The sequence below is a fragment of the Winogradskyella schleiferi genome (assembly GCF_013394655.1).
In the GTDB taxonomy this organism is placed as follows: domain Bacteria; phylum Bacteroidota; class Bacteroidia; order Flavobacteriales; family Flavobacteriaceae; genus Winogradskyella; species Winogradskyella schleiferi.
Window position 1 is genome coordinate 4,270,224 of record NZ_CP053351.1, and the last position, 22,679, is coordinate 4,292,902.

Here is a 22,679-nt window from a genome sequence, read left to right on the forward strand (position 1 = left end):
AATATAAAATTTAAATTAATTAATGATGTTCTTCTTCAGTTGCCATCCCAAAATAAAGGGCTGACAATATTGTAAATATATAAGCTTGAATCGCTGTTACTATAATTTCAATAACCGTAATAAACAATGAGAATGCTACAGATACTGGTGCTATATAAACAGTTTCAAATACAAATATCAATGACATTAACGCTAATATGATTACGTGACCAGCCGTAATGTTGGCAAACAAACGAATCATTAAGGAAATAGGTTTTACAAACATTCCTATAATCTCAATTGGCATTAAAAATATTTTCATTGGTACAGGAACGCCTGGCATCCAAAAGATGTGCTTCCAATAGTTTTTATTACCGCTAAATGTTGTAATAATAAATGTAATAACCGCTAATGTAAATGTAAACGCAATGTTACCACTTAAGTTAGCTCCATTAAAGATTGGTATTAACCCAAAAATATTATTGATCCATATAAAGAAAAATATGGTTAATAAGTAAGGCATGTACCTTTTGTATTTATGCTCACCAATCATTGGTCTTGCGATTTCATCCCTAACAAATACAATTAGAGGTTCAACAAAACTAGCGACTCCAGTTGGTACGTAATTTTCTGATTTTTTATAACGACGTGCGGCAAATAAAAAGATTAATAACAATAGCGCCACAGAAACCCACATCATAAATACGTTTCTCGTAATCGATAAATCTAATTTCGGTCTGTGTGCGTTTGTTGGATGATGCTCAGCATCGTATTTTACTGCCGTTGCGCCTTCGTCTAAAACATATACTTTTTCGTGTACGTTAACAAAACGCTGTCCGTTCTTCTCAACAACAACTTCTCCGTTATAATCATGGTGGAATTCTGAAGATGAAAACGTGGTTAACCCATTATCCGTCCATAAAATCAAAGGTAGTGGGATAGAAACAGCATGGCCATTCCAATCAAATAAGTGCATTCCGTAAGCATCCTTAACGTGATGTAAGATCATCTCTTTAGGATCGAATTTTTCGTCGTCTCCTCCTTCTTTTGTTTCAGAGGCAAAACCAATATTAAATACCGTTAAAAATAACGCTGAAAATATTATGCTTTTAAAGGTGCTTATTCTCATTCTAATGGGCTTAAAAAATACCTTACTTTAAATTCGGTGCAAATGTACGTACATTATATGAATTCACAAACAATAATTTATCGATAATTTTTAATGCCGTTTTGTCGATTAAAACAACTGATTAATAGGTGTTTTGAAACTATTTATTTAAGACTTCTGAAGAAATTTAGTGATGGTAAAAACCTCAAAGGATAAATACAAGAAATATGGAATGAAGAAATTTGCAAGATCAAATCCTTTCTGCTCTGGTTTAGATAAAATCCAAGGTAATAAAAATACCATAGTGAGTATCATTTTTAAAAGCATTCCCAAGATAAACGCATTAAACACTTCGGTTTTACCAATAGAATCCCGATAATTTATTAAGGTGTAGATAATTAGCACAGTTATAATATGAAATAGATAAATCTGCCATAAAGGGAAAAACAAAACAACATCTTTTGCAAAATGATAATTGAGATAACTATGAATTCCAAAGAGTAAAGCACTTAAGATAAGTAGTTGAATAAGAAAATTTACTTCTCTTTTTTTAAAAAGGTCATTCATTTATTGTCATCTTTTGAAGCTGCAATAATACGTCTAATTACGTAAATAATTGAAGCAATAACAGAACCCAATGTTAGTCCTAGTGTAAATAAGTTATTTTCGTTGGGATAAGACTCATCTAGTTTAATACCAATAAAAGTGCCTATCGCTATTATAGCAACCATTTGAATTACAATCCCTGAATAGACTGCATAAGAATTAAGCTTGTCTTTCTGGTCTTGTGGTTGTTGGCTCTGAGGCTTGTTGTGGTTTGCTTGGCTCATTAGATAATGATTTAACGGTACCTTTCATGCTACACGTTGCGTTAAAAGTTGCTCCTGGCTCAACAGCCAACTTACTTATATGGACTTCACCTTCAATATGAGCTGTAGATTTTAAAGATAAGGTACCAGATAAAATAAGCTTACCTGAAAATTTACCTTCAAAATCGGCATTTTCACCTTGTAGAGTCCCTTTTATAAAACCAGATTTACCGACCACAATCTTTCCTGATGTTTTAACATTTCCTTCTACAGTTCCGTCAATTCTAAAAGGGCCTTGGCTGGCTATGTCACCTACAATTTTAGTGCCTTGTGCTATTATGTTTTGCTGAGTAGTTGTTTCCATGGTTGATTGTTTTGGTTTTTTGTTGTCTGAAGAAAACATGATGATTTGGTTTTAAGTTACTGTAACTCTAAATACGCATTTAAATTTTTATGTCTTTGTATTATAGCATAGTTTGCCGATGAAATTGCAAAATAAGGTCTTGTAATTTTAGGTTTTACAATACGCCCTCTTTTGTCCTTTTCTCCCGATTTCAGTAATTCTGCAAATCCTTTTGCACCACCTATACTTTTTAGTCCATGCACCACTACAAAAGTAGTGTTTTCGTCGTAAACATCCTTTGATGTACTAAGGTCAAAGTATTCTACCTTAGCAACTTCCTCGTCTAAAGTCTTAATAAATGCCTCAACATCTTCTTCCTCATTATTCTCGAATTGAAAAATGACATTAAAATTCTCGGCATCATCATCGGCTACAAATTCCTTTTTTGCCAACACAGGAAAGGCATTCGTTATAATATCTTGTGCCTTTTTACCTTCTTCTGTATTCACATAAGTTAAGGCAATATAGTTAATTCCTTCCTTATAAGCTTCAAAACCGTAAAGTCTTCCTTTAGCGGAGGCTTTTAGAATTTCAAATTTTGGCACAAAATCATCGCCTTCCAAGCGTTTTATCTGCGCTTCTGCTTCTTTAATCACAGCAGCATATTCTTCATTTTCAAATTGTTTGTAGAGCTTAGTGTAAATGGCTTCAGGACTGTTTTCGTCCTTAGATAGTTCTGATTGTGGATTTAAAAGAATTTCGGCATAACGAGAATCTGGATACTCATTGATGATTGTCGTTTTCATCGCTTCCGCTTTTCGGTTTAGTCCTAATTCGACATAAAGACGATATAAATTATATTTTGAAGGTAAAATCAATCGGTCTTCAGGATTGTTTTCCAATAAATCCTCGAACCTAGTTTTTGACAATTCAAGTTCTTTAAATTTTTCCTTATAAATAATACCCAATTGATAATAAGCGAAGTTTCGCTCTTTAGCGATGCTATCTAATTCTTTTTGCTCTGTTGGTAAAGATGCCAAATAGGTTTCTGGATCAAAACGTGTATCTTCTGTAGCGGTGTCCATTAAGCTATCATTCTTTACAGTGTTTACAAGACTAGCACGCTCACTAGACAGTCTCCAGTTATCTTGAAGTTTACGATTTCCCCAAAGTTTCAGAAACTCATTTTTACCGTAAGCTACAGTAGTTTGGTTATAAAAATAAAAACTGCTTTTGCTATTATTGTTACTTATCACTTGATTTCCTTTAGACTGAAAATTCTTGGACATATCTGGTGGACCGCCCACACTTCTTAGATTTTGTGATTTTCTTTGGTCTAACTTATTAGTTGCTATTGGCTGATTTTTTTGTCGTTCTAAGGCTGCTTCTTGTTCTTTTTTTGCTTCTAGCGCTTTTAATCGTTGGTCTTCCGCAAATTGTGTGTAAATGGCCAATTGTTCAGCTTTTGGAAGACTCACCATTCTTAGAATACTATCATTGGTTTGCGCAATACCTTCATAATATATCACATCATCGAGGTTTTCCCGTTTCTTCTTTATGATTCTGTAGAGCTTGGTGTTTTCAACCATGGCAGTCATCGTTGAGTCGTAATAGGCTCCAGCGATTTTATATATATTCTTGTCGAAATACATATTCCCTAATGTTTCGTAATTAAGGGATCTTAGGTATTTGTCTGAGCTTGTTTTTCTAAGTGATTTATTATAATAGACTTCCGCAATACTATCTGACATCTTATGGCGATGGTATTCGGCAATGCGGTAATAGATTTTATCTAAAAATGGTCTGTTCTCTCTGTTTTCTTCAAGTTCAGCTAAATAGTCTTCAAACTCTATTTCATTTCCATCTGAGGCCTCAAAATTATTTGATTTTTCAATATGTGCGTTGATATAAAAAGATCTTGGGATCTGACGATGCATGTCTATAATGGCATCGAACTCCATATTTGCACTGTCTTTTTTACCAAATTCATTATAAATTTGTCCTTTAATAAAATGATAACGTGCTTTTTCTCTTTTCACTTCTGTGTTTTCCGCAGCAATTGTCAGTTGGGCAAGCGCACTATCCTTAGATTTTGTATTGAGATAAGCTTGCGCTAAAGCTGCCGAAGCATCTGCTAAATCTTGGCCTTCGATGTCTTCTTCTTTGAGGAGTCGTGTCAGTTTCTCAATAGCACCAACGTTATTATCTAAACGCATACTTGTTTTTTCGCGCCAGATTTTAACCTGATTTATTTTATCGCTTGTTGGATATTTATTTAAAATATTGTTGAAAGCTGCCATTGCTGGCACAAATCGTTGATCGAAATAGCGTGCCTGCCCTAAAAGTAAATAAGCTTCGTCAATCTGTGGATTTTTTTCCTTACCACCTATATTCATCCCGTGAGTTTGGATGGCCTTAATGGCTTTTTCTTCAGCACGCTCAAAATCGGCATTTTTGGTTTGTCCTGGCAAAAAAATATCTTCGGACACACTCATACGCTCAACAGGCAAGAGCTCCCAGAAATTTTCTGTAAATTCATTATTTACACCATCAATGCCACGTATCAGCGCAATATTGCCATTATAAAGCACATTGTATTTAGTGCCTAAAGCATGAAACTGTCGGTTAATGAATTTATCTTTTTTGCGCGAACAGCTTTGGGTAAGCATTGATGCACAGAAAAGCAATAATATGATTTTGTAATAGGTTTTCAAACGTTGGTTCTATTTGGTTAATAGATAACTCAAAAACACCCTGTTTAGTGTGTTGGGTGGTAAAAATACATATCTTTTTGAATTATTGGCTTTATTGTGACCTGAAAAATATTCTCTCGCGTAGGTACAAGTCGCGACGTGTCCGTACACGAGGGTTGTTCGTAAGTGCAGGTGAGTTTTCCCCTTTTGGGGAACTAAAGGGGATTATTCTTCTTCTTGTGATGCCATGGCGCTGCTTCCAAAATGCGCTTCCAATTCCTTTAATGTTGTAGGATTGGTTTCTAAATCTTTAATCACATTGCCCTTTTCTAACACAACGATTCTTTCACACACATCAGTCACGTGCATTAAATCGTGACTAGATACCAAAACGGTTCCACCTTGTTTTTTGGCTAAATCTTTAATAATTTGTTTTAGTCTTATTTGGGTGGTTGGATCTAGGTTTGCGAAAGGTTCATCTAAGATAATAACTTCAGGATTACCGATTAATGCTGCTACAATGCCGGCTTTCTTTTGGTTTCCTTTACTTAAATCCCTTAGGTATTTTTTCTTTCCTATAATTTCGCCGTTAAAGAAATCTTCAAACTTTGATGTTAAATTATCGACATCTGCTTTGTTTTGTCCGCGTAATTCTCCGATAAAATAGAAATATTCTTCAGGTGTTAGATAACCGATCAAGAAACTTTCGTCAATAAAAGAAGATGTGAATGGTTTCCAGTCTTCACTTTCATCCACAACAACGCTATTACTTGTAATGTTTCCTGTGGTTGGTTTAATTAAATCTAATAATAAACTGAAATACGTTGTTTTTCCAGCACCATTATTTCCTACCAAACCAAAACTTTGACCTTTAGGGATTTTTAATTCTTCAATATTAAGAACAGTTGTTCCTTTATATGCTTTTGTAAGGTCTTTTGTATATATCATGGTTGTTTGTGTATTAGTTATCTTGACTAAAAGCGTCAATCATTTTGTGTTTTGAATCGAGATATTTTTGGGTGATACCTTTCATTAATTTTTTATGAAAAACAATGCCTGAAATTCCAAGTACGATTAATAAGGCTATTGCAGCTCCAAAGCCAGCGAGCCAGTTGACTAGGCCAAATAAACCCATTGGCACCAACATTAACGGAATACCAATCAGCCATTGTACGGCTCCAGTTCCTTGATAATTAAAAGCTGCTTTTTTATCCAATTCAATTTTTTTACGGTTGAAAGATCCTCCCCAAAGTATCACGTGCGTATTGACGCCAATATTATAAATCGCTGCTGCAAAGTGTGCGATCAAGATTTTATAACCAAAATACACATACGGAATACCCAAAACAAAAAGCAGAACCACGCTTATGACCATTAATATAAATTTTGAACGCAAATATTGCTCGTATTTAATGTTTTGGCTCATTAATAGTTTGTAGTAAGCGCTATCCCAAGCTGGAATGAACTGTCCGAAATTGATCAAGAAAAACCCTGTTGAGAATATTCCGATAAAAGCAGACATGAAAGACATTTCCCTGTACATGGGCTGTGGATAAAAGAACAGTCCATAAAGCACACCAATCAACAATAAAAATGTCATGGATTTTGTTCTTTTGTTTCTCCAAATCAGTTTTAAATCTAATTGCATAAATGGTGCAATGTCTCCAAAACGTTTGGTCCAAGATAAATCTGCCGCATTGACTTCTATAACTTTAGATTTCAGTGAGCTATCTAAAAATAGTTTACTTCTTAAAATTTTAAAGTTGAAAGCATAACAAAATGCTAGAATTGCAATTGGAATAAGTATGAAAATTGGGTTATTTGCTATTCCTATTAGTGCTTCACCAATTAATGTGGTCATTGGAAGCACGCCAAAATGGTTTAAGCCAAACAAGATACCCACAACTGTAATAATAGGAAGAAATGATAATTCTTTCTCAGCAGAAAAAGCTTCAATAATAAAATTCAGAAAATTGATAATAAGTACAAAAATTATCATGGTAAACATCCATGTTAAAACCATGGAAGTTGCATAGCCATCCCTTACGAGCATAATACTAAATGGAATGATGGCAAATAAGGGTAAAAAATTAAAAAACGATACTGCAGATTTTCCTAAAACATAGTTAACTACTGTAGATCGTTTTATGGGTAAAATAAGTAAGGGCTTTACACTCATAACGGGTAGTTTCTGTAAAAAGAAACGCATCATTAAGTCACCGATAATCCAGAAAAATATAAACCCATTTACAATTATGAATGGATCTTGATCAGGATACATTTTTTTAAGAATAAAAAGCAGTCCGAAGCCCAAACTTAAAAACATAACCACAAAATAAAGCGCAAAAAATACCATTAAGATATTGATAGCTATATTTTTCTGCCAATAGGACGAACGAAAATATTGTTTCCATTCGAGATTGAGAAAATGTTTTATCATCCTGTTTTGGTTGGGTTGTGTGTTGGGTTAGTAGTACTTTAGTGAAATTTGTTACACTAACTATAGCAAATTGTATTCTGGCTGATGCCTTGCTATGCCGTTTTTGGATTTGGATAAAATTACAAAAATTGAGACGTAAAGTGCTAGTGCCTATAAAATTATAAATATGATCGAATGACAAAATAATTAAAACTCAAAAGCAATTTTATCTAACTCTAAGATTATTAGTGATTGTGTTGTTTTCTTATGAACAATAATGGTATGTATTGATATACATCAAAATTTATTCAGACAAGGTCTTAAAAACCTACTAGGTTCTAATACATTTCTTATTTTTGCATAAAACAATTTTTAATGTCACAATTTCATTCACTCACTATAAAATCAGTTGATAAAGTAACGGACAATTCGGTTGCCATTACCTTTGATATTCCTGAGAATCTAAAAGAAAAATTCAGCTTTAAAGCCGGACAATACATTACCTTAAAAACGACTATTAATAACGAAGACATCCGACGGGATTATTCCATTTGTGCTTCCCAAAAAAGCGGCAATGTTACTGTAGCCGTAAAGGCGGTTGAAGGTGGTACATTTTCCATTTATGCTAACGAGCAATTAAAAGCTGGCGATACGCTAGAGGTGGCAGAACCCAATGGACGTTTTACTTTTGAAGCCAATAATGCCAAAACCAGAACCATTGCTGCTTTTGCTGCTGGAAGCGGAATTACACCAGTTCTTAGTATTGCAAAAACACTTTTGGAAGACGAGCCTTTTAGTAATTTTATCTTGGTTTATGGGAATAAATCTTCTGAAGACGCTATGTTTTTTAAAGACCTTGTAGAACTACAAGCATTTTATGGCAATCGACTTCATGTTCATTTTATTTACAGTCAGGTAAAAGAGGAAGATGCGCTATTTGGTCGGATTGAAAAAAGTACGGTCAACCTCATCGTAAAAAACAAATACAAGGATGTTACAATTGAACAATTTTTTCTTTGTGGCCCAGAACAAATGATCCATACCGTAAAAGATGTATTAATCGAAAATGGTATAAAGGAAAATGCGATTAAGTTTGAATTGTTTACAGCTCCTGTTGAAGCTGATACCGAAATTACGACAGATTTGCCTTCAGGACAAACTAAAATCAAGGTGATGGTTGATGATGAAGAGTTTGAATTCAATATGTCGCAAAAGCAAACTATTCTTGAAGCGGCTTTAAAACAAGATATTGATGCGCCTTACTCTTGTCAAGGTGGAATTTGTAGTAGTTGTATTGCCAGACTTACCGAAGGCGAAGCCAAAATGCGTCAAAATAATATATTGACGGATGGAGAAGTTGCAGAAGGTTTGATATTAACGTGCCAAGCGCATCCGACGTCTGCAAATGTTGCTGTGGATTATGATGATGTGTAAGAAGCCTTCCCTAACCCTTCCAAAGGAAGGGAACTAGCTACCAATGAAAAATAACCTGAGACCTAGCAGTCCCGAAAGCTTTCGGGAATAAAACCTCTTACAGGTCTTTTTTCTTAAATTATCCTTTATATTTAATACTGAAAAAAAGAATTATAAAACCTCTGAAATTTTTGATACGATAGTTTTTACCGTAACACTTCCAGCAGCATTTTTATAATCTTCAGGGTATGTGTTGCCGTAAATTGAAGTCGGAATTAAAGGGAATTTCTTTCTATCTGCTGTCAGAGAATAATCTTTAAGTTGATTAAAAGGTGCAAAACCAGCAAATGGATGTGTAACTCCCCAAATGGTAATTACTTTTTTGCCTAACATGGCTGCGATATGTGCATTTCCGGAATCCATAGCTAACATAAGGTCTAGATTTGAAATGAGCACTAACTCATCTTCTAAATTCAATTTTCCGGCTACGGATTTTACGTTGTCGAATTTGGTTTCAAGTTGATTTAAAATTTCTATTTCTTTGTTTCCCCCTCCAAATAAAATGATATTATAATTTTCAGACAGTTTTTTAATTACATTCTCCATTTGTTCTAATGGATACATTTTGCTCTGGTGCGCTGCAAAAGGTGCAATTCCGATAGTTTTGAGGTTTTTTTTGGAAATGAAGGCGTTCAGTTCTTCAGAAAACGGTTTTGGTTTTGGAAATGTAGGTTGCGATAAGTCTACTGGATAACCTAAGGCTTCAAAAACTTCTGCATAGCGTTGAAGCGTGGTTTTTAATTGCCGAAAAGCCTGTCCTGATGTGAGTGCCTTTTTCTCAGCTCTACCTTTCTTTAATTGCACTACGTTATTTCCGAAGAAAAAGAACTTTAAAATTTTACTTCTAAGAACATTGTGTAAATCTGCGACGGCATCAAAACCTAAGGCCTTTAGTTCTTTTGATAATTTATAAAGTCCTAAAACACCTTTGTGATTACCTTTTAAGTCGGCTTCATATACACTAACGTTTTCTAAATCTTGAAAGAACGGTTTAAACAATCCTCTAGTAACAACTGTGACCTTGAGTTCGGGATGTTGTGCCGTAAGTGCTCGAAGCACGGGAACTGTCATTGCCACGTCTCCCATTGCTGAAAACCTTATGGCTAATATGTGGTTCGGTTTGTTAGACATAATTTTTATATATGTCATATTAAGAGAAGACGAAATATCTTAAAATGAGATTCTTCGGCTGGGCTCAAAATGACAGACGTGTTTCTTAACCACTCTTAATATTTAATGCAACCGAAGTGGAAAATGAGATTACAGCTTTCGCCAGAATTCGTTACTTCAGACCTCTCAAAACAGGATTCAATTCATCATCATTATACATTTTCATCTGCTTGTAAACCTTCATGTACTTGTCTCCATTGGAGATATCATTAAGTAGATCATCAATTGCAGTACTTAAATCTACACGTTGCTCCAAAAGGACATCCAATTTCTTTTGACAAGCTGCTTTATGTGCATCACTGGCATCATCTCTGACGGTCTCGAGATGCATATGGTAAATTTTAAGCGCCAAAATAGAAAGCCTGTCTATGGCCCAAGCCGGACTTTCAGAATTGATTTTAGCTCCTGGTTTTACGGTTACATCTTTGTATTTATCCAAAAAATAACTGTCAATATATTCAACTGTATCCGTTCTGTCTTGGTTAGAGGCATCAATCATTCTTTTTAACTTTAAAGCGGCAACAGGATCAATATTTGGGTCTCTAATAATATCTTCGTAAGCCCACTGAACCGTATCTATCCAAGATTTTCTGTATAATAAATGTGCGATGAGATCGTCGTTTTTATCGTACTTATTTGTAAAGGGTTGATCTACTGAATTTAAAACTTTATAGGTTTTAATAACTTCTTGAAATATAGCGTTAGCTTTTTGTGAAAACATAATGAAATCGATTTATAATATGCAAAAGTACATGAATTTTTTAAGTTGTAAATTCTTTAAAGCAACTTAAAAAAATCATGTTCTAACGTATGGGTCTTTTTTGTATTTGTAATTTTAGTTCTTCCTTTTTAAAATTAAATCTTACAATAGAAATACGGTAGGAATTATTAACTTTATCGGCCGAAACAATTTCCATATTATGCAAATTCACAACCTTTCTGAAACGCCTTCAATTTTAAATACGTTTATGTCTGAATTACGCGATAAAACCGTGCAAAAAGACAGTATGCGTTTTAGAAGAAACATTGAGCGGATCGGAGAAATTATTGGTTACGAACTCAGTAAATCCCTTCAGTTTGAAACGCACCCTATTAAAACACCTTTAGGCACTTCTGAAACCGTTTTACACAAAAAAGATATTGTATTGTGTTCCATTTTAAGAGCTGGTGTTCCACTTCATAATGGTTTATTGAATTATTTTGATGCTGCGGAAAATGCTTTTATTTCAGCATACAGACAACATAAGCACAATCCCGAAAGTTTCGATATTGTGGTTGAGTATTTAGCTTGTCCGAGTTTGGAGGGTAAAACCTTGATTTTAGCAGATCCAATGTTGGCCACAGGACAATCTATGGTAGCTACTTTCGAAGCTTTAAAACCTTTTGGTATACCCAAAGCCATACATTTAGTGAGTGTCATTGGTGCGCAACCTGGTATCGACTATATCACAAAAGCGTTTGATGCTGATGTACAACTTTGGATTGCTGCTGTGGACGATCACTTAAATGATAAAGGCTATATTATTCCTGGGCTAGGTGATGCAGGTGATCTGGCATTCGGCAATAAATTACAGCAATAACCCAATAATAGGTGTAAGAAGCAAAAGTGCGATAAACACTTGTTTGAACCAACGTTCTGAAATCACTTCGATATAATTCGCCATTATTATAGAAAATGGAACAAACAAAAATAAAAATTCACTACCGTTTTTTATTGGTGCAATGATTGCAACTAAAATGGCTATAATCGATGCCCAAGCCATAATAAAATAAGATGGTTTTAACTTTTTGTTCTTGTCTGGTATGATTCTAAAATAATAGATTATCGTCCATACAAATGAGGTGAACAAAACTGTAAGTTTCAGGATGTTTTCTTTACTATTATAGGCTGTAAAGTCTAAACTCGCATAGCGCTTAAAATTTGAAGGTCTCAAGTACACGTCGTGTACGAGAATGTTATAGGTTAAGAGTAGAATTATTACTGTTACGACACCAGCAAAAGGAATTATCACATTTTTAAAGTCATTTTGGGAATGATAAATCAAAGCCACGATGACCAAGGCAAAAAAGAGTATCGCCCAAAAATAAAATAGGGTTGCCAATGCAATCCAGAAGGCAGCATCAAACAGCTTCTTTTTAATATTTAATTTAGAATGTAAGCTTATCAATCGTCTTAATGCGAATATCACAAACAGATTAGCCAACAATAAATCTAAATGTGTCATCGCCTCTGGAAACATGCCAAAAAGCAAACCAAAGGTCAATATCGCATAACTGTTTCTTTGGGTCAGATTATTTTTCCCCACAATGAAGTCCAAAAGAAAAACCAAGAACAAAGTGATTCCCCATTTAAAAATCGTGGCTAACGCAGTATTTAGATCTGAAAACAGCAAGTTATAATTAGTAACTACAAAAAGGAGTGACACATAAACTGCAACGATTATGAAGTTTATGGGCTTAGATTTACTAAAAATGCTTGTAATCATATAGAGACTCTTATAAATATGCAATTATAATATTTCGCTTCTTTTTAAGCTAAATATCAATTAAACTGTAAAATATTTAGCCATGAATACACGAATAAAACACAATGCCATAGAAAAAATATAATTATCACGAATAAAAAAATCTGCGATTTTTTTGAAAAATTAGTGTTAATCCAATTTGGTTTACTTCAAAACTTTGAAAATATTCGTGTATTCGTGGCTTTTTTATATAGTGATTGACCGCAAAAAAACCAATTCAACTTACTATTATTTTATTTCATGCTCAATCAAAATTATAAATATTGCTGTGCTTACATGTATTTTTAAAATATTCAATTTATCGGGACTACCAATAAGCTTAATTCAGTATATAAAATTCTAACCGCACTTTTATACCAGTATCAATCAGATTTTGTACTTTTGTTGCTTGAATCCCAATTCAAAATTAGAATTGATGTAAATTTATAAAGTTATGAAGGATTTCTTTTACGGAATACAAGATTTATTTGTAGATGTATTATTTGCTCCATTTGATGCCCTTAGAGCATTGGAATTAGAAAGCTGGTTTTCTGCTAATATTTTCTCATGGATATTTATGATTATAGGCTTTGTAGCATTTGTATATTGGATGCTAGAGCTTAAAAAATACAATGACAATGGAGAAGAAGACAAGTCCATTTCTTCGCATTCCTTTCTATAACTTTATTTCTTTGGTTTACAAATCAAAACCAATATCCTTACGATAATTCATCTTATCAAAATGTAGATTTTCTATACTTTGATAAGATTTTTTTATGGCTTCATGGTATGTGTTTCCATAAGATGTTATTGCCATAACTCGTCCTCCTGAAGTAAGTACTTTGCCATTTTCAGATTTTGCACCAGCATGAAACACAATAGAATCGGTAATTTTCTCAATTCCGGTAATTTCCTTTCCTTTTTCATATGCTTCAGGATAACCGCCAGATACTAGCATTACGGTTGTTGCCGCACGTTCATCGATTTCAATATTGACTTCAGATAAAGTTTGGTTCGCCATAGCTTTAAAAATGTCAACCATATCTGTTTTTAATCTAGGTAAAACGACTTCGGTTTCTGGATCTCCCATTCTCACGTTGTATTCAATCACTTTTGGGTCGTCTCCTACTTTGATCAAACCAATAAAAATAAAACCGACATAAGGTAAATGGTCTTTCTTTAAACCTTCAACCGTAGGTTTAACCACTTGGCTTTCAATTTTGTCTAAAAATTCCTTTGTTGCAAAAGGAACTGGTGAAACCGCTCCCATGCCTCCTGTATTTAAACCTGTATCACCTTCTCCAATACGTTTGTAATCTTTGGCTGTTGGTAGGATTTTATAATCTTTTCCATCTGTTAATACAAAACAACTGAGTTCAATGCCATCTAAAAATTCTTCAATAACCACTTTGGTACTTGCTTGGCCGAATTTTGCATCAACGAGCATACTTTTTAATTCGTCTTTCGCTTCTTGTAAATCATTAAGAATTAAAACGCCCTTTCCTGCAGCTAGTCCATCAGCTTTTAATACGTAAGGTGGGTTTAGGGTTTCTAAAAACCGGTAACCGTTTTCAACATTGTCCTTTGTGAAGCTTTCGTAAGCTGCTGTTGGAATATTATGGCGCAACATAAACTCTTTAGCAAACTCCTTGCTGCCTTCTAATTCCGCTGCCGCTTTTTGTGGTCCAATCACTGAAACATCTTTCAAAGCTTCATCTTGTAAAAAGAAATCGTGTATACCCTGTACCAATGGATCTTCTGGACCGACGACTACCAAATCTATATTATGTTCTAAAACAGCCGATTTAATCGCTTCAAAATTGGTAACACCAATATTTAAGTTGGTAGCAATGGCTTCCGTTCCTGAGTTTCCTGGTGCCACAAAAAGTGACTTACAACGGTCGCTTTGTGCTAATTTCCATGCAAATGTGTGTTCTCTTCCGCCAGAACCAAGTACTAAAATATTCATGTTTAAAAATTATTTAAGAACGCATCTTACCTTTTTATTTTCCCTGCAAATAATACATTTCGCACCCTAATTTTAGGTCTAAAAAAATTCTCAATATGAGTTCTGACAAAAATAATTGGTTTTAAGCTTAAAAAACAATTATTTTACGGAAACCTTAAAGGCAAAAAACAATTTGCGATTATTCGATTTTTCTTTAAAAATAAACGGCTTTGATATTGATAAAGCTAAATCTGCTTTGGCTAAAATTCAAGCTAAAAATGATTTAGATTTTGAAGTTGATGTTGAAAATCGGAAAAAAGCCATTATTTCCTATCATTTAGAACATAATTCGTTTTATAAAGCCTTTGGAAAATCTATCATCATCAATGATTGGGATTCGGTACCTGTAATGTCTAAGCGTCATTTACAACAATCTTTAGAGCAGCGCTTGAGTGATGGATTTACGCCTAAAAATGTCTATGTGAACAAAACTTCTGGCAGTTCTGGTGATCCTTTTATATTTGCAAAGGACAAATGGTGCCATGCATTGACTTGGGCAGAAATTATGAATCGTTTTGGCTGGTATGGCATTGATTTTAACTCTTCAAAACAAGCTCGTTTTTACGGAATTCCATTGGACAAAAAAGCTTACTATAAGGAACGCTTGAAGGATTATTTTAGTAACCGGTTCCGGTTTTCCGTATTCGATTTAAGTGATGCTGCATTTAAAGAAACCTTAGTTAAATTTAAATCTACGAAATTCGACTATATTAATGGTTATACCAGCTCCATTGTCCAGTTTGCGAAATACCTGAATCGTAAAAGCATCATTCTGAATTCAGTTTGCCCTACTTTGAAAGCTTGTATTGTTACTTCTGAAATGTTATTTGATGATGATAAGCAATTGCTGGAAACACAATTTGGAATTCCTGTTATAAACGAATATGGTGCTTCGGAATTAGATTTAATTGCGTTTCAGAATCCAATGGATGACTGGCAAGTGAATAGCGAAACATTGTTTGTTGAAGTTTTGGATGAAGATGGTGCTGTTTTGCCGTATGGTAAAGAAGGAAGAATTGTAATTACATCGCTTGACAACAAAGCACATCCTTTCATAAGATACGATATTGGTGATATTGGCATTTTATCTAAAGATAGTACGATTAAAAAACCGATCCTAAAAAAATTGATTGGTAGAACCAATGATATTGTCGTTTTGCCAAGTGGAAAAAAAGCAGCTGGACTCACGTTCTATTATATCACAAAAAGTGTAATTGAAAACGATGGCAATGTTTCAGAATTTATAGTTGAGCAGTTTCATATAGACACATTTAAAATTAGTTATGTCAGTAAAACAGAACTTTCTGAAGCTGAAACAACAACGATTAAAAATGAAGTGATTCATTATCTCGAACCTCGCATTACCATTGATTTTGAGCGTGTGGAAAAACTTGAACGTTCAAAATCCGGAAAATTAAAGCAATTCACATCACATTTAAAATAAAGCACTGGTGAAAAAACTGATGATTATAACGAGTTATTTTCCGCCAGAAATTGGTGCGGCTTCAAATCGTATTTATCATTTGGCGCAAGGCTTAAAAAATGATTATGAGGTTACTGTTGTCACACCACTTCCTAATTACCCAACTGGAAAAATTTTTAAGGACTATAAAGGGAAATTCAGCTCTATAACAGAAGAAAATGGTATAAGTATAAATCGATTATGGATTTATGCTTCAGTCTCTAAGAATAAGTTTCTGCGTTTAATCGCGATGCTATCCTATAGCTTTAGTTTGATTTGGTTTTTTCTGTGGCATAAAATTCCAGATAAAGTAATTGTGCAATCGCCTCCGCTTTTAGTATCGTTTACTTGTATGTTCTTTTTAAGGTCTAAAAGAAGAAAGTTGATATTAAATGTGAGCGATTTATGGCCTAGTGCAGGATTGGAACTAGGTGCTTTAAAAGAAGGCTTTTCTTATAAGGTTTTAAAGAAGCTCGAAGCCTTCAACTATAAAAAAGCAAATCTTATTTTAGGTCAGAGTAATGAAATCTTAACTCATATTAAAACGATTACAACGAAACCAGAATTGTTTCTGTACAGAAACTTTCCTGAAATTGAAATGCCTAAACTTCAAGCAACCAACATAACCAATGGCAAAATAAAAATGGTATATGCTGGTCTTTTAGGAGTAGCTCAAGGTATTTACAAACTTTGTAATGAAATTGATTATGAGTTTATTGAGTTCCATATATATGGTTCTGGCGCTGAAGAAGAAGCGATAAAAACTTTAATTGAATCAAATCATAACCTACCACTTTATTTTCATGGTAGAGTGAATAGGGATGAATTGCACAAAGTACTCTTGAATTATGACCTTACCATTATTCCATTGCTTAATAGAATCTATGGTTCTGTACCTTCTAAAATATTTGAATATGCGAAATTAGGTTTGCCAATGCTGTACTTTGGTGGCGGCGAAGGCGAAATGGTTATTGAGCAAAATAAGTTAGGATGGGTGGCAAAAGAAAGTAATTATAACGATTTGAATTCAGTTTTAAGAACCATTAAACCTGAGGATTTGAATCTGGATTTAAAAACAGCTATTCAAAGTACTGCAAGGCTTCAATTTGATTTCAATAAACAATTGGACGCACTAAAGAAGCTACTTTAATAGGCTTTATCATCGCCTTTTACCGCGTTAATAAAGGTTTGTATAATAATCTTAATATCTAGGAGTAACGACCAGTTTTCGATATAGAAAATATCGTATTTCACTCTACCAATAATATCCTTATCTGTTTCGACTTCACCTCTGAATCCACTAGTTTGTGCCAAACCTGTAATACCTGGTTTTACAAAATGCCTTACCATAAATTTATCAATCTTTTTAGCATACATGGTTGTGTGACTTACCATATGTGGTCTGGGGCCAACAACAGACATATCTCCAAAAAGCACATTGAAAAATTGGGGCAATTCGTCAATACTCGTTTTTCTTATAAATTTTCCAACTTTAGTAACACGTTGATCGCCTCTTGTGGCTTGATATAAATGTGCATCTTTATTAGGCATCATAGACCTAAATTTATAACAATCGAACTCTTTATAATTAAATCCATTTCTAGACTGTTTAAAAAACACCGTGCCTTTAGATTCCAACTTAATTAAGATAGCAATGATTGGTGTTAGCCAAGATAAAACAAAGACTATCACAATGCTCGAAAACAAAATATCAAAACCACGTTTAATGAAAGTATTTACATTATCTTCTAAAGGAATATTTCTTAAGGTGAGTACTGGAATATAGTCGTAATACTCGTAACGCAATTTTTTAGCATAAATCTCCTTACTGTCTGGAATAAACTTTAGGATTTTAAGATTGTTATCAGCAAAATCTACGATGTCTGCAATTTGATTATTGGTCAGTTCAGAGATTGAACAATACATCTCGTCTATGCCTTCATCAAGTACATATCTGAAACACTCCTCTAAAGAATCTTCTTTATTTTTGAAGTTGAAGGTTTTCTTATGAGAATAACCATACTCTGGATTACTGTTAAAAAAGTGGTCTAAAGCAATCGTTTTTTTATTTAATCCCAAGATCACTGTTGATCTAAAGTTTCCTCCAAAAGAGGTTCGATATTTCTGCAATAAATAATATATGGTAAATTTAAAAATAGTAATAAACAGAAAACACAGCAAGGCATATTTTACAATGGGTCTTGGGTAAATATCAAGTTCGTGATATAAACCTGAAAAAGCGAAAGTTAACAATAGAAATAAAATAAACTGCTTAACTATAAGGGATAAAATGTTAATTGGTCTTGTGTATCTATAGACCTCATAAAACTGGGAGTACACTGATAGTAATATCCAACTTACAGATATTACAGCCGAAAAAACGATGGGATCTCTTCCTTTGAGTAGATAAAATATCGCAATTCCATTAATGATGGTTAAATCAATAATGTAAGAGATAGGGCGTAAATATCCTGAATATCTTCCGTGCTTAAATAAACTCAAATCGCTTAAAAATAGTTGACAAAAGTAGTTTTTTTCCTGAGCTAATTGGTTTTATTAATAAAAGTTTTTTTAGCATTCTAATGTTAGAATAAAAACCTAAGATACAATATTATTTAAAGTAACGGAAGCGTAAGAAATCAAAAGTAAAAAAATAGCCAAAGGCTTGCAGAGTTTACAGTTTATTAAGTTGTTCTAACATATTTGAAAGAATTTTTTCTTTTGAAAAATTTTCGATTACAAAGTTTCGGGTTTTTTCTCCTCGATTGCGCATTTTTTCTTTATCCGATGTCAAAAGCCTTAGTCCGTTAACTATTTCAACGGTATATTCGGAATAGTACATTCCAGCACTAGAGGCCTCAAAAATAGATTTGACTTCAGATTCAGGATTACCAATGATTATTGAAGGTTTTGCGCTTGCCATCATCCCAAGAACCTTGGAAGGCATCACAGTATCTATGACCTCTGGTTTTTGAAATAAAATATGAACATCTGCACTACATAACAAATCAGATAAATCTTCAAAAGGTACTGGTGGATAGTAATTTACATTCTCAAATATCTTGATTTCATTACAAATCCACTCTTTTTTCGCACCATCACCAACCACTACAACATCATATTTACTTTTATCAATATCCTGACAGAATTGAATAAAAGCTTCCCAATCTTGTTTATCACCAATATTTCCAGAATACAGAATTTTAATTTTATCGGTTGATAAATAAGGATGTATTTTCGAATTATTAGGATTTATCTTTTCATTATCTATCCAGTTTGGTAAAAAGAATTGTTCGGCATTTGTTTTTTCAGACAGTCTATTAAGCATACTATAACTTATTGTACTGACGAGATCTGCTTTGGATAGCAACCACTTTTCCAGTTTAAAAAGTAAAGAGAAAACAAAATTTTTGTTTTTACCAACACCTGTTTGCAGAGCCGCATCAAACTCAAAATCTTGAATATGAGTCCATAGTTTTGTTTTAAACCGTTTCTTTTGAATATACCCTAAAAATACTGAGGTAGTAAAAGGCACTACCGAAATTACCAAATCACATTCTTTTACTTTATAGAGATTAAAAAATGATCCGAATGTAAAATCTAAAAGATGGATAATTCGTTTTAGAAAAGAAGGGTTTTTAGGCACATATTGTTTGTACCTTAAGACTGTTGTTCCATTTAACTCTTCTTTTAAAAACCTGTTTTTTCGTTTGTATTCTTCAGCTATTTCCCATTTAGGGTAATAGGGAAACGCAGTAACTACTGTAACATTATAACCCGCTTCCCTTAAGAAATCTACCCATTGTGTAGAATACAAACCTATTGCTGAGTCTTCGGGAGCGTAGTTTAGGCTGATGAATGTGATATTCTTAATGTTCACAGGTTAACTTCTGTCTTTAAAGGGTTTTGCTGGATTTCCTTTACATACCTTGTTCGCTGGCAAATCTTTAAAAACATTACTACGTGCACCAACAATTGTAAAATTTCCGATAGTTACGTTGGGTGCAATATATACATCTGTGGCTAACCAACATTTATTTCCGATGGTTATTTTTTTAGAGTAAATATCAAAATTCATAGAGTTATAATGATGAGAGCCCGTACAAATATAACTTCTTTGTGATATAACAGTATCTGATCCTATTTCTATGTCGCCTAGTGAATACAACACAACCTCATCTCCAACCCAACTGTAATCTCCGATTGAAACTTTCCATGGATAAGTAATTTGGACAGATGGCCTAATAATTACATTTTTACCAATTTTTGCACCAAAAGCTCTCAGTAAAAATCGCCGCCAACCATACATGACTTGAGGGGACCATCTAAAAACCGTTGCCTGTACAATCCACCATAGCTGTACAGTAATTTTAGATTTACCTCTAAAACCTTTGGGGTTTTTATATGATCTTAAATTTTGTATTATATTTTTTTTCAATTATTCTGAATTATTTTGACCAATTTATTTACAAAGGCTTCCTCATTAATCTGCTCTGTGTATTCGTAATTAGTGATAATCATTTTTCTGTGGTCATTTAGACTATCATTTATTTCGATCAGTGTTTTCAATATATCATTTGCTGATTGCTTATCAATGAAATACATATTAGAAGCATCAAAGTAATCAAGCAACGCATCGTGCTCAGTACTAATAATAATATTTCCAGTAACCATAGCTTCTAAAATTGATAATGGCAGACCTTCAATTAAATAAGAAGGAAATACAAATACGTTTCCCCATTTTAACAATTCTCTTTTATCTTGTTTTTTTACAGATCCAAGATAAGTTAAGTGTTTCGTTTTATTAATATTTCGAATTATAGATTCTTTTAGGCTCTCATCTATATGCCCTGCGCATTTTGCCTGAAAGTTAACATGAGAATCCTCCAACTTATTTAACGCATCTAGAAAATAAAAGATCCCCTTTTCCGTCATCAAATTACTTAAATAAACGATTTTTAAAGCATTATATTCTTTACTTCCCCTTTCTTTTTTGCTGAGATAAAGATAATCTTCAACGAAATTATTCAACACAAAAATTTCTTTCTCTTTAATAAATGGTATGAAATTAGCTTTCAAAGAATCTGATAGAACTATCGCTTTTGTTGTTTTAGATAAAATAGATTTCAGTATTACTTTCTTCAGTTTACTTGAATTGTTATAGGTATTAATTAATGTGTTCCCATGTAGATGAACAATAATTTCTTTTCCTAAAATCCAAGCAAGAAAAACAAAAATTGCATATTTTAAAACTCCATAAAAACTTTGTCCAATGGTAATATACACAACGTCATTATTAAATATTTGATACGCTTTGAGGTTTTGTTTTAAAAAAAAGAAGACTTTTTTGAAAGTAAAAGAGCCTACAGATTCTTCAAAGTTTTTGAGTGACGTATCTATTTTAGAGGGTTGGATATTGGGGTTTTTACACAAACCATCAAAAACTACTTTGTTTGATAAAGACAGACCTGTAGTAGGCTCGGGAAAAGGACCAACAATAAGTACTTTTAGTCTCTTCATTTTTTTTGTTTCCTAAATTTAGAATAATGCCTTGTCAAATGTATTGTTCTCATTATTGTTTATCTGACATTTTGCTATTCGGTAAACTCTTATTTATTTGTTCATTATATGATATTAGTGCAAAAAAACCAATAAAGAAACTGAAATAAATTACACCATCTTCTCTTTCCAAAATGTTTTCAAACGACATCATCAATCCATATAATAGTATCAACAGAATTAGAATTTGATTGTTATATCTTATTGCATAAACTAAATTATAAGACATAAAAAACAAAAATACCATTAAGCCAATAATACCCATAGCCAGCATAAAACTTATATACTGATTATGCGAATTGTATTTTTCTTTATAAAGCGTTGGAGATTCTTTTTTATAGGTTTCTAAAAGCACATCTTTGTTATCACCTATTCCATAACCAATTATTGGAGACTCCAACATTTTTTTTATTGCAATGCTATAAATTGAATATCTAATATTGGTCGAAGTTGCGCCACCAGAATCTACATTTTCAATTTTTACAAGTTCTGAGAATTTGGCTCTATATTCAGGAATACTCATTATGGCAACCACATTAAGTATTATTACCAATAGTGCAATATATAGTACTTTTTTGCTTCTTTGAAAAAGAGCAAATATCAAAAAAACCAATGCCAAGACAATGATTGGCCCTTTCTTTAATAGTATAAATAAAAATATTATTAAAATGATATCAAACACTATAATTGCAGCTCTTTTATAATTTGATTGTAGTTTTCTTATGATAAAAAACGAGAATAGGAGAGCAACACAAATATGTACCGACAAATAGATTGGATGAATGTTGTAAGGGCCTTGGGCGATTTTATTTACAGTAGGGTAATGAATAAAAATGGTTTGACCATAATGTAGACCATGATAGAAAAATGATATTAAATTGAAGCTTAAAATAGCGATAAAATAGACGGTAATATACTTATAAGTGTTTTTAGAAATATCATCTAGATAACTGCGCGGAAAAAGCGTAAAGATTAAGGGAAATATTACCAGAGAAGCCATGGTCTCTAGCTTATTTAGTCCATATTCTATATTTTGTGAATAAACTAGACTAAATATCATTAAAAAATAAATAGTACTATTGATTAAAAACTTATTTAAATCGAATTTAAAAGATTTACCAATATTACCTAACACTACAGAAAGACCAAAAA

21 protein-coding genes are annotated in these 22,679 nt (G+C 33.1%); 5 read left to right on the forward strand and 16 right to left on the reverse strand.

The window, feature by feature from the left end; translation table 11 throughout:
• Positions 1-19: 19 nt before the first annotated feature.
• The 7 genes from atpB to HM990_RS18530 all read right to left on the reverse strand — a co-directional run bounded on the left by atpB (position 20) and on the right by HM990_RS18530 (position 7,372).
• Positions 20-1,108, reverse strand: coding sequence for a F0F1 ATP synthase subunit A (gene atpB, locus HM990_RS18500; protein ID WP_178991268.1), 1,089 nt, complete (start codon positions 1,106-1,108; stop codon positions 20-22).
• A gap of 147 nt (positions 1,109-1,255) precedes the next feature.
• Positions 1,256-1,654 carry a hypothetical protein gene (locus HM990_RS18505; protein ID WP_178991270.1) on the reverse strand — a complete coding sequence of 133 codons (399 nt, stop codon included), beginning with the start codon at positions 1,652-1,654 and terminating at the stop codon, positions 1,256-1,258.
• Positions 1,651-1,917, reverse strand: a complete 267-nt coding sequence (locus HM990_RS18510) for an AtpZ/AtpI family protein (protein WP_178991272.1) — start codon at positions 1,915-1,917, stop codon at positions 1,651-1,653. The genes HM990_RS18505 and HM990_RS18510 overlap by 4 nt, the downstream gene beginning before the upstream one ends.
• Complete coding sequence (locus HM990_RS18515) at positions 1,853-2,299, reverse strand: bactofilin family protein (RefSeq protein ID WP_178991274.1); 447 nt, start codon at positions 2,297-2,299, stop codon at positions 1,853-1,855. Before HM990_RS18515 ends, HM990_RS18510 begins: the two co-directional genes overlap by 65 nt.
• 17 nt (positions 2,300-2,316) lie before the next feature.
• The gene (gene porW, locus HM990_RS18520) at positions 2,317-4,953 is read right to left on the reverse strand and encodes a type IX secretion system periplasmic lipoprotein PorW/SprE (RefSeq protein WP_229719314.1); all 2,637 of its coding nucleotides are present in this window, start codon (positions 4,951-4,953) and stop codon (positions 2,317-2,319) included.
• Positions 4,954-5,157: 204 nt separating this feature from the next.
• Entirely contained in the window at positions 5,158-5,880 is a 723-nt protein-coding gene (locus HM990_RS18525; RefSeq protein ID WP_178991276.1) for an ABC transporter ATP-binding protein, read from the reverse strand.
• A gap of 13 nt (positions 5,881-5,893) precedes the next feature.
• Positions 5,894-7,372, reverse strand: coding sequence for a DUF5687 family protein (locus HM990_RS18530; protein ID WP_178991278.1), 1,479 nt, complete (start codon positions 7,370-7,372; stop codon positions 5,894-5,896).
• Positions 7,373-7,726: 354 nt separating this feature from the next.
• On the opposite strand from HM990_RS18530, the gene HM990_RS18535 reads away from it, so the two are divergent.
• Positions 7,727-8,785, forward strand: a complete 1,059-nt coding sequence (locus tag HM990_RS18535; protein ID WP_178991280.1) for a ferredoxin--NADP reductase — start codon at positions 7,727-7,729, stop codon at positions 8,783-8,785.
• A 150-nt stretch (positions 8,786-8,935) separates the two neighbouring features.
• On the opposite strand, the gene HM990_RS18540 is transcribed toward HM990_RS18535, so the two are convergent.
• Complete coding sequence (locus HM990_RS18540; RefSeq protein WP_229719315.1) at positions 8,936-9,955, reverse strand: glycosyltransferase family 9 protein; 1,020 nt, start codon at positions 9,953-9,955, stop codon at positions 8,936-8,938.
• A gap of 151 nt (positions 9,956-10,106) precedes the next feature.
• The gene (locus HM990_RS18545; protein ID WP_178991283.1) at positions 10,107-10,715 is read right to left on the reverse strand and encodes a DUF4254 domain-containing protein; all 609 of its coding nucleotides are present in this window, start codon (positions 10,713-10,715) and stop codon (positions 10,107-10,109) included.
• Positions 10,716-10,914: 199 nt separating this feature from the next.
• Between HM990_RS18545 and upp the strand changes: the two genes are divergently transcribed.
• Positions 10,915-11,574, forward strand: coding sequence for a uracil phosphoribosyltransferase (upp, locus tag HM990_RS18550; RefSeq protein WP_178991285.1), 660 nt, complete (start codon positions 10,915-10,917; stop codon positions 11,572-11,574).
• Here the strand turns inward: upp and HM990_RS18555 are convergent.
• Positions 11,563-12,480, reverse strand: coding sequence for a DUF6427 family protein (locus HM990_RS18555; RefSeq protein ID WP_178991288.1), 918 nt, complete (start codon positions 12,478-12,480; stop codon positions 11,563-11,565). The genes upp and HM990_RS18555 overlap by 12 nt on opposite strands.
• A 472-nt stretch (positions 12,481-12,952) precedes the next feature.
• Between HM990_RS18555 and HM990_RS18560 the strand changes: the two genes are divergently transcribed.
• Positions 12,953-13,180 carry a DUF6341 family protein gene (locus tag HM990_RS18560; RefSeq protein WP_178991289.1) on the forward strand — a complete coding sequence of 76 codons (228 nt, stop codon included), beginning with the start codon at positions 12,953-12,955 and terminating at the stop codon, positions 13,178-13,180.
• A 15-nt stretch (positions 13,181-13,195) separates the two neighbouring features.
• On the opposite strand, the gene purD is transcribed toward HM990_RS18560, so the two are convergent.
• A complete protein-coding gene (purD, locus tag HM990_RS18565; RefSeq protein ID WP_178991291.1) occupies positions 13,196-14,467 on the reverse strand; it encodes a phosphoribosylamine--glycine ligase in 1,272 nt (423 codons plus the stop codon).
• A 172-nt stretch (positions 14,468-14,639) separates the two neighbouring features.
• Here purD and HM990_RS18570 point away from each other — a divergent pair, with 172 nt between their 5' ends.
• Together HM990_RS18570 and HM990_RS18575 are read left to right on the forward strand one after the other, a co-directional pair.
• The gene (locus tag HM990_RS18570; RefSeq protein ID WP_178992096.1) at positions 14,640-15,950 is read left to right on the forward strand and encodes a phenylacetate--CoA ligase family protein; all 1,311 of its coding nucleotides are present in this window, start codon (positions 14,640-14,642) and stop codon (positions 15,948-15,950) included.
• Between the two features lie 7 nt (positions 15,951-15,957).
• The gene (locus HM990_RS18575; RefSeq protein ID WP_178991293.1) at positions 15,958-17,118 is read left to right on the forward strand and encodes a glycosyltransferase family 4 protein; all 1,161 of its coding nucleotides are present in this window, start codon (positions 15,958-15,960) and stop codon (positions 17,116-17,118) included.
• On the opposite strand, the gene HM990_RS18580 is transcribed toward HM990_RS18575, so the two are convergent.
• The 5 genes from HM990_RS18580 to HM990_RS18600 all read right to left on the reverse strand — a co-directional run bounded on the left by HM990_RS18580 (position 17,115) and on the right by HM990_RS18600 (position 22,527).
• The gene (locus HM990_RS18580; protein WP_178991305.1) at positions 17,115-18,470 is read right to left on the reverse strand and encodes an exopolysaccharide biosynthesis polyprenyl glycosylphosphotransferase; all 1,356 of its coding nucleotides are present in this window, start codon (positions 18,468-18,470) and stop codon (positions 17,115-17,117) included. The genes HM990_RS18575 and HM990_RS18580 overlap by 4 nt on opposite strands.
• A 172-nt stretch (positions 18,471-18,642) precedes the next feature.
• Complete coding sequence (locus tag HM990_RS18585) at positions 18,643-19,848, reverse strand: WcaI family glycosyltransferase (protein ID WP_229719316.1); 1,206 nt, start codon at positions 19,846-19,848, stop codon at positions 18,643-18,645.
• A 3-nt stretch (positions 19,849-19,851) separates the two neighbouring features.
• A complete protein-coding gene (locus tag HM990_RS18590; RefSeq protein ID WP_317166917.1) occupies positions 19,852-20,406 on the reverse strand; it encodes a putative colanic acid biosynthesis acetyltransferase in 555 nt (184 codons plus the stop codon).
• Positions 20,403-21,488, reverse strand: a complete 1,086-nt coding sequence (locus tag HM990_RS18595; RefSeq protein WP_178991307.1) for a glycosyltransferase family 4 protein — start codon at positions 21,486-21,488, stop codon at positions 20,403-20,405. The genes HM990_RS18590 and HM990_RS18595 overlap by 4 nt, the downstream gene beginning before the upstream one ends.
• Before the next feature lie 52 nt (positions 21,489-21,540).
• Entirely contained in the window at positions 21,541-22,527 is a 987-nt protein-coding gene (locus tag HM990_RS18600) for an O-antigen ligase family protein (RefSeq protein WP_178991309.1), read from the reverse strand.
• Positions 22,528-22,679: the final 152 nt, after the last annotated feature.

What these genes read in the sequence shown, in the direction of transcription:
- HM990_RS18530 (WP_178991278.1), bottom strand. Translation starts at nt 7,372, where the DNA reads ATGATAAAACATTTTCTCAATCTCGAATGGAAACAATATTTTCGTTCG.
- HM990_RS18515 (WP_178991274.1), bottom strand. Translation starts at nt 2,299, where the DNA reads ATGTTTTCTTCAGACAACAAAAAACCAAAACAATCAACCATGGAAACA.
- atpB (WP_178991268.1), bottom strand. Translation starts at nt 1,108, where the DNA reads ATGAGAATAAGCACCTTTAAAAGCATAATATTTTCAGCGTTATTTTTA.
- HM990_RS18560 (WP_178991289.1), top strand. Translation starts at nt 12,953, where the DNA reads ATGAAGGATTTCTTTTACGGAATACAAGATTTATTTGTAGATGTATTA.
- HM990_RS18595 (WP_178991307.1), bottom strand. Translation starts at nt 21,488, where the DNA reads ATGAAGAGACTAAAAGTACTTATTGTTGGTCCTTTTCCCGAGCCTACT.
- HM990_RS18505 (WP_178991270.1), bottom strand. Translation starts at nt 1,654, where the DNA reads ATGAATGACCTTTTTAAAAAAAGAGAAGTAAATTTTCTTATTCAACTA.
- HM990_RS18540 (WP_229719315.1), bottom strand. Translation starts at nt 9,955, where the DNA reads ATGTCTAACAAACCGAACCACATATTAGCCATAAGGTTTTCAGCAATG.
- upp (WP_178991285.1), top strand. Translation starts at nt 10,915, where the DNA reads ATGCAAATTCACAACCTTTCTGAAACGCCTTCAATTTTAAATACGTTT.
- HM990_RS18545 (WP_178991283.1), bottom strand. Translation starts at nt 10,715, where the DNA reads ATGTTTTCACAAAAAGCTAACGCTATATTTCAAGAAGTTATTAAAACC.
- HM990_RS18525 (WP_178991276.1), bottom strand. Translation starts at nt 5,880, where the DNA reads ATGATATATACAAAAGACCTTACAAAAGCATATAAAGGAACAACTGTT.
- HM990_RS18600 (WP_178991309.1), bottom strand. Translation starts at nt 22,527, where the DNA reads ATGGCTTCTCTGGTAATATTTCCCTTAATCTTTACGCTTTTTCCGCGC.
- purD (WP_178991291.1), bottom strand. Translation starts at nt 14,467, where the DNA reads ATGAATATTTTAGTACTTGGTTCTGGCGGAAGAGAACACACATTTGCA.
- HM990_RS18555 (WP_178991288.1), bottom strand. Translation starts at nt 12,480, where the DNA reads ATGATTACAAGCATTTTTAGTAAATCTAAGCCCATAAACTTCATAATC.
- HM990_RS18535 (WP_178991280.1), top strand. Translation starts at nt 7,727, where the DNA reads ATGTCACAATTTCATTCACTCACTATAAAATCAGTTGATAAAGTAACG.
- HM990_RS18510 (WP_178991272.1), bottom strand. Translation starts at nt 1,917, where the DNA reads ATGAGCCAAGCAAACCACAACAAGCCTCAGAGCCAACAACCACAAGAC.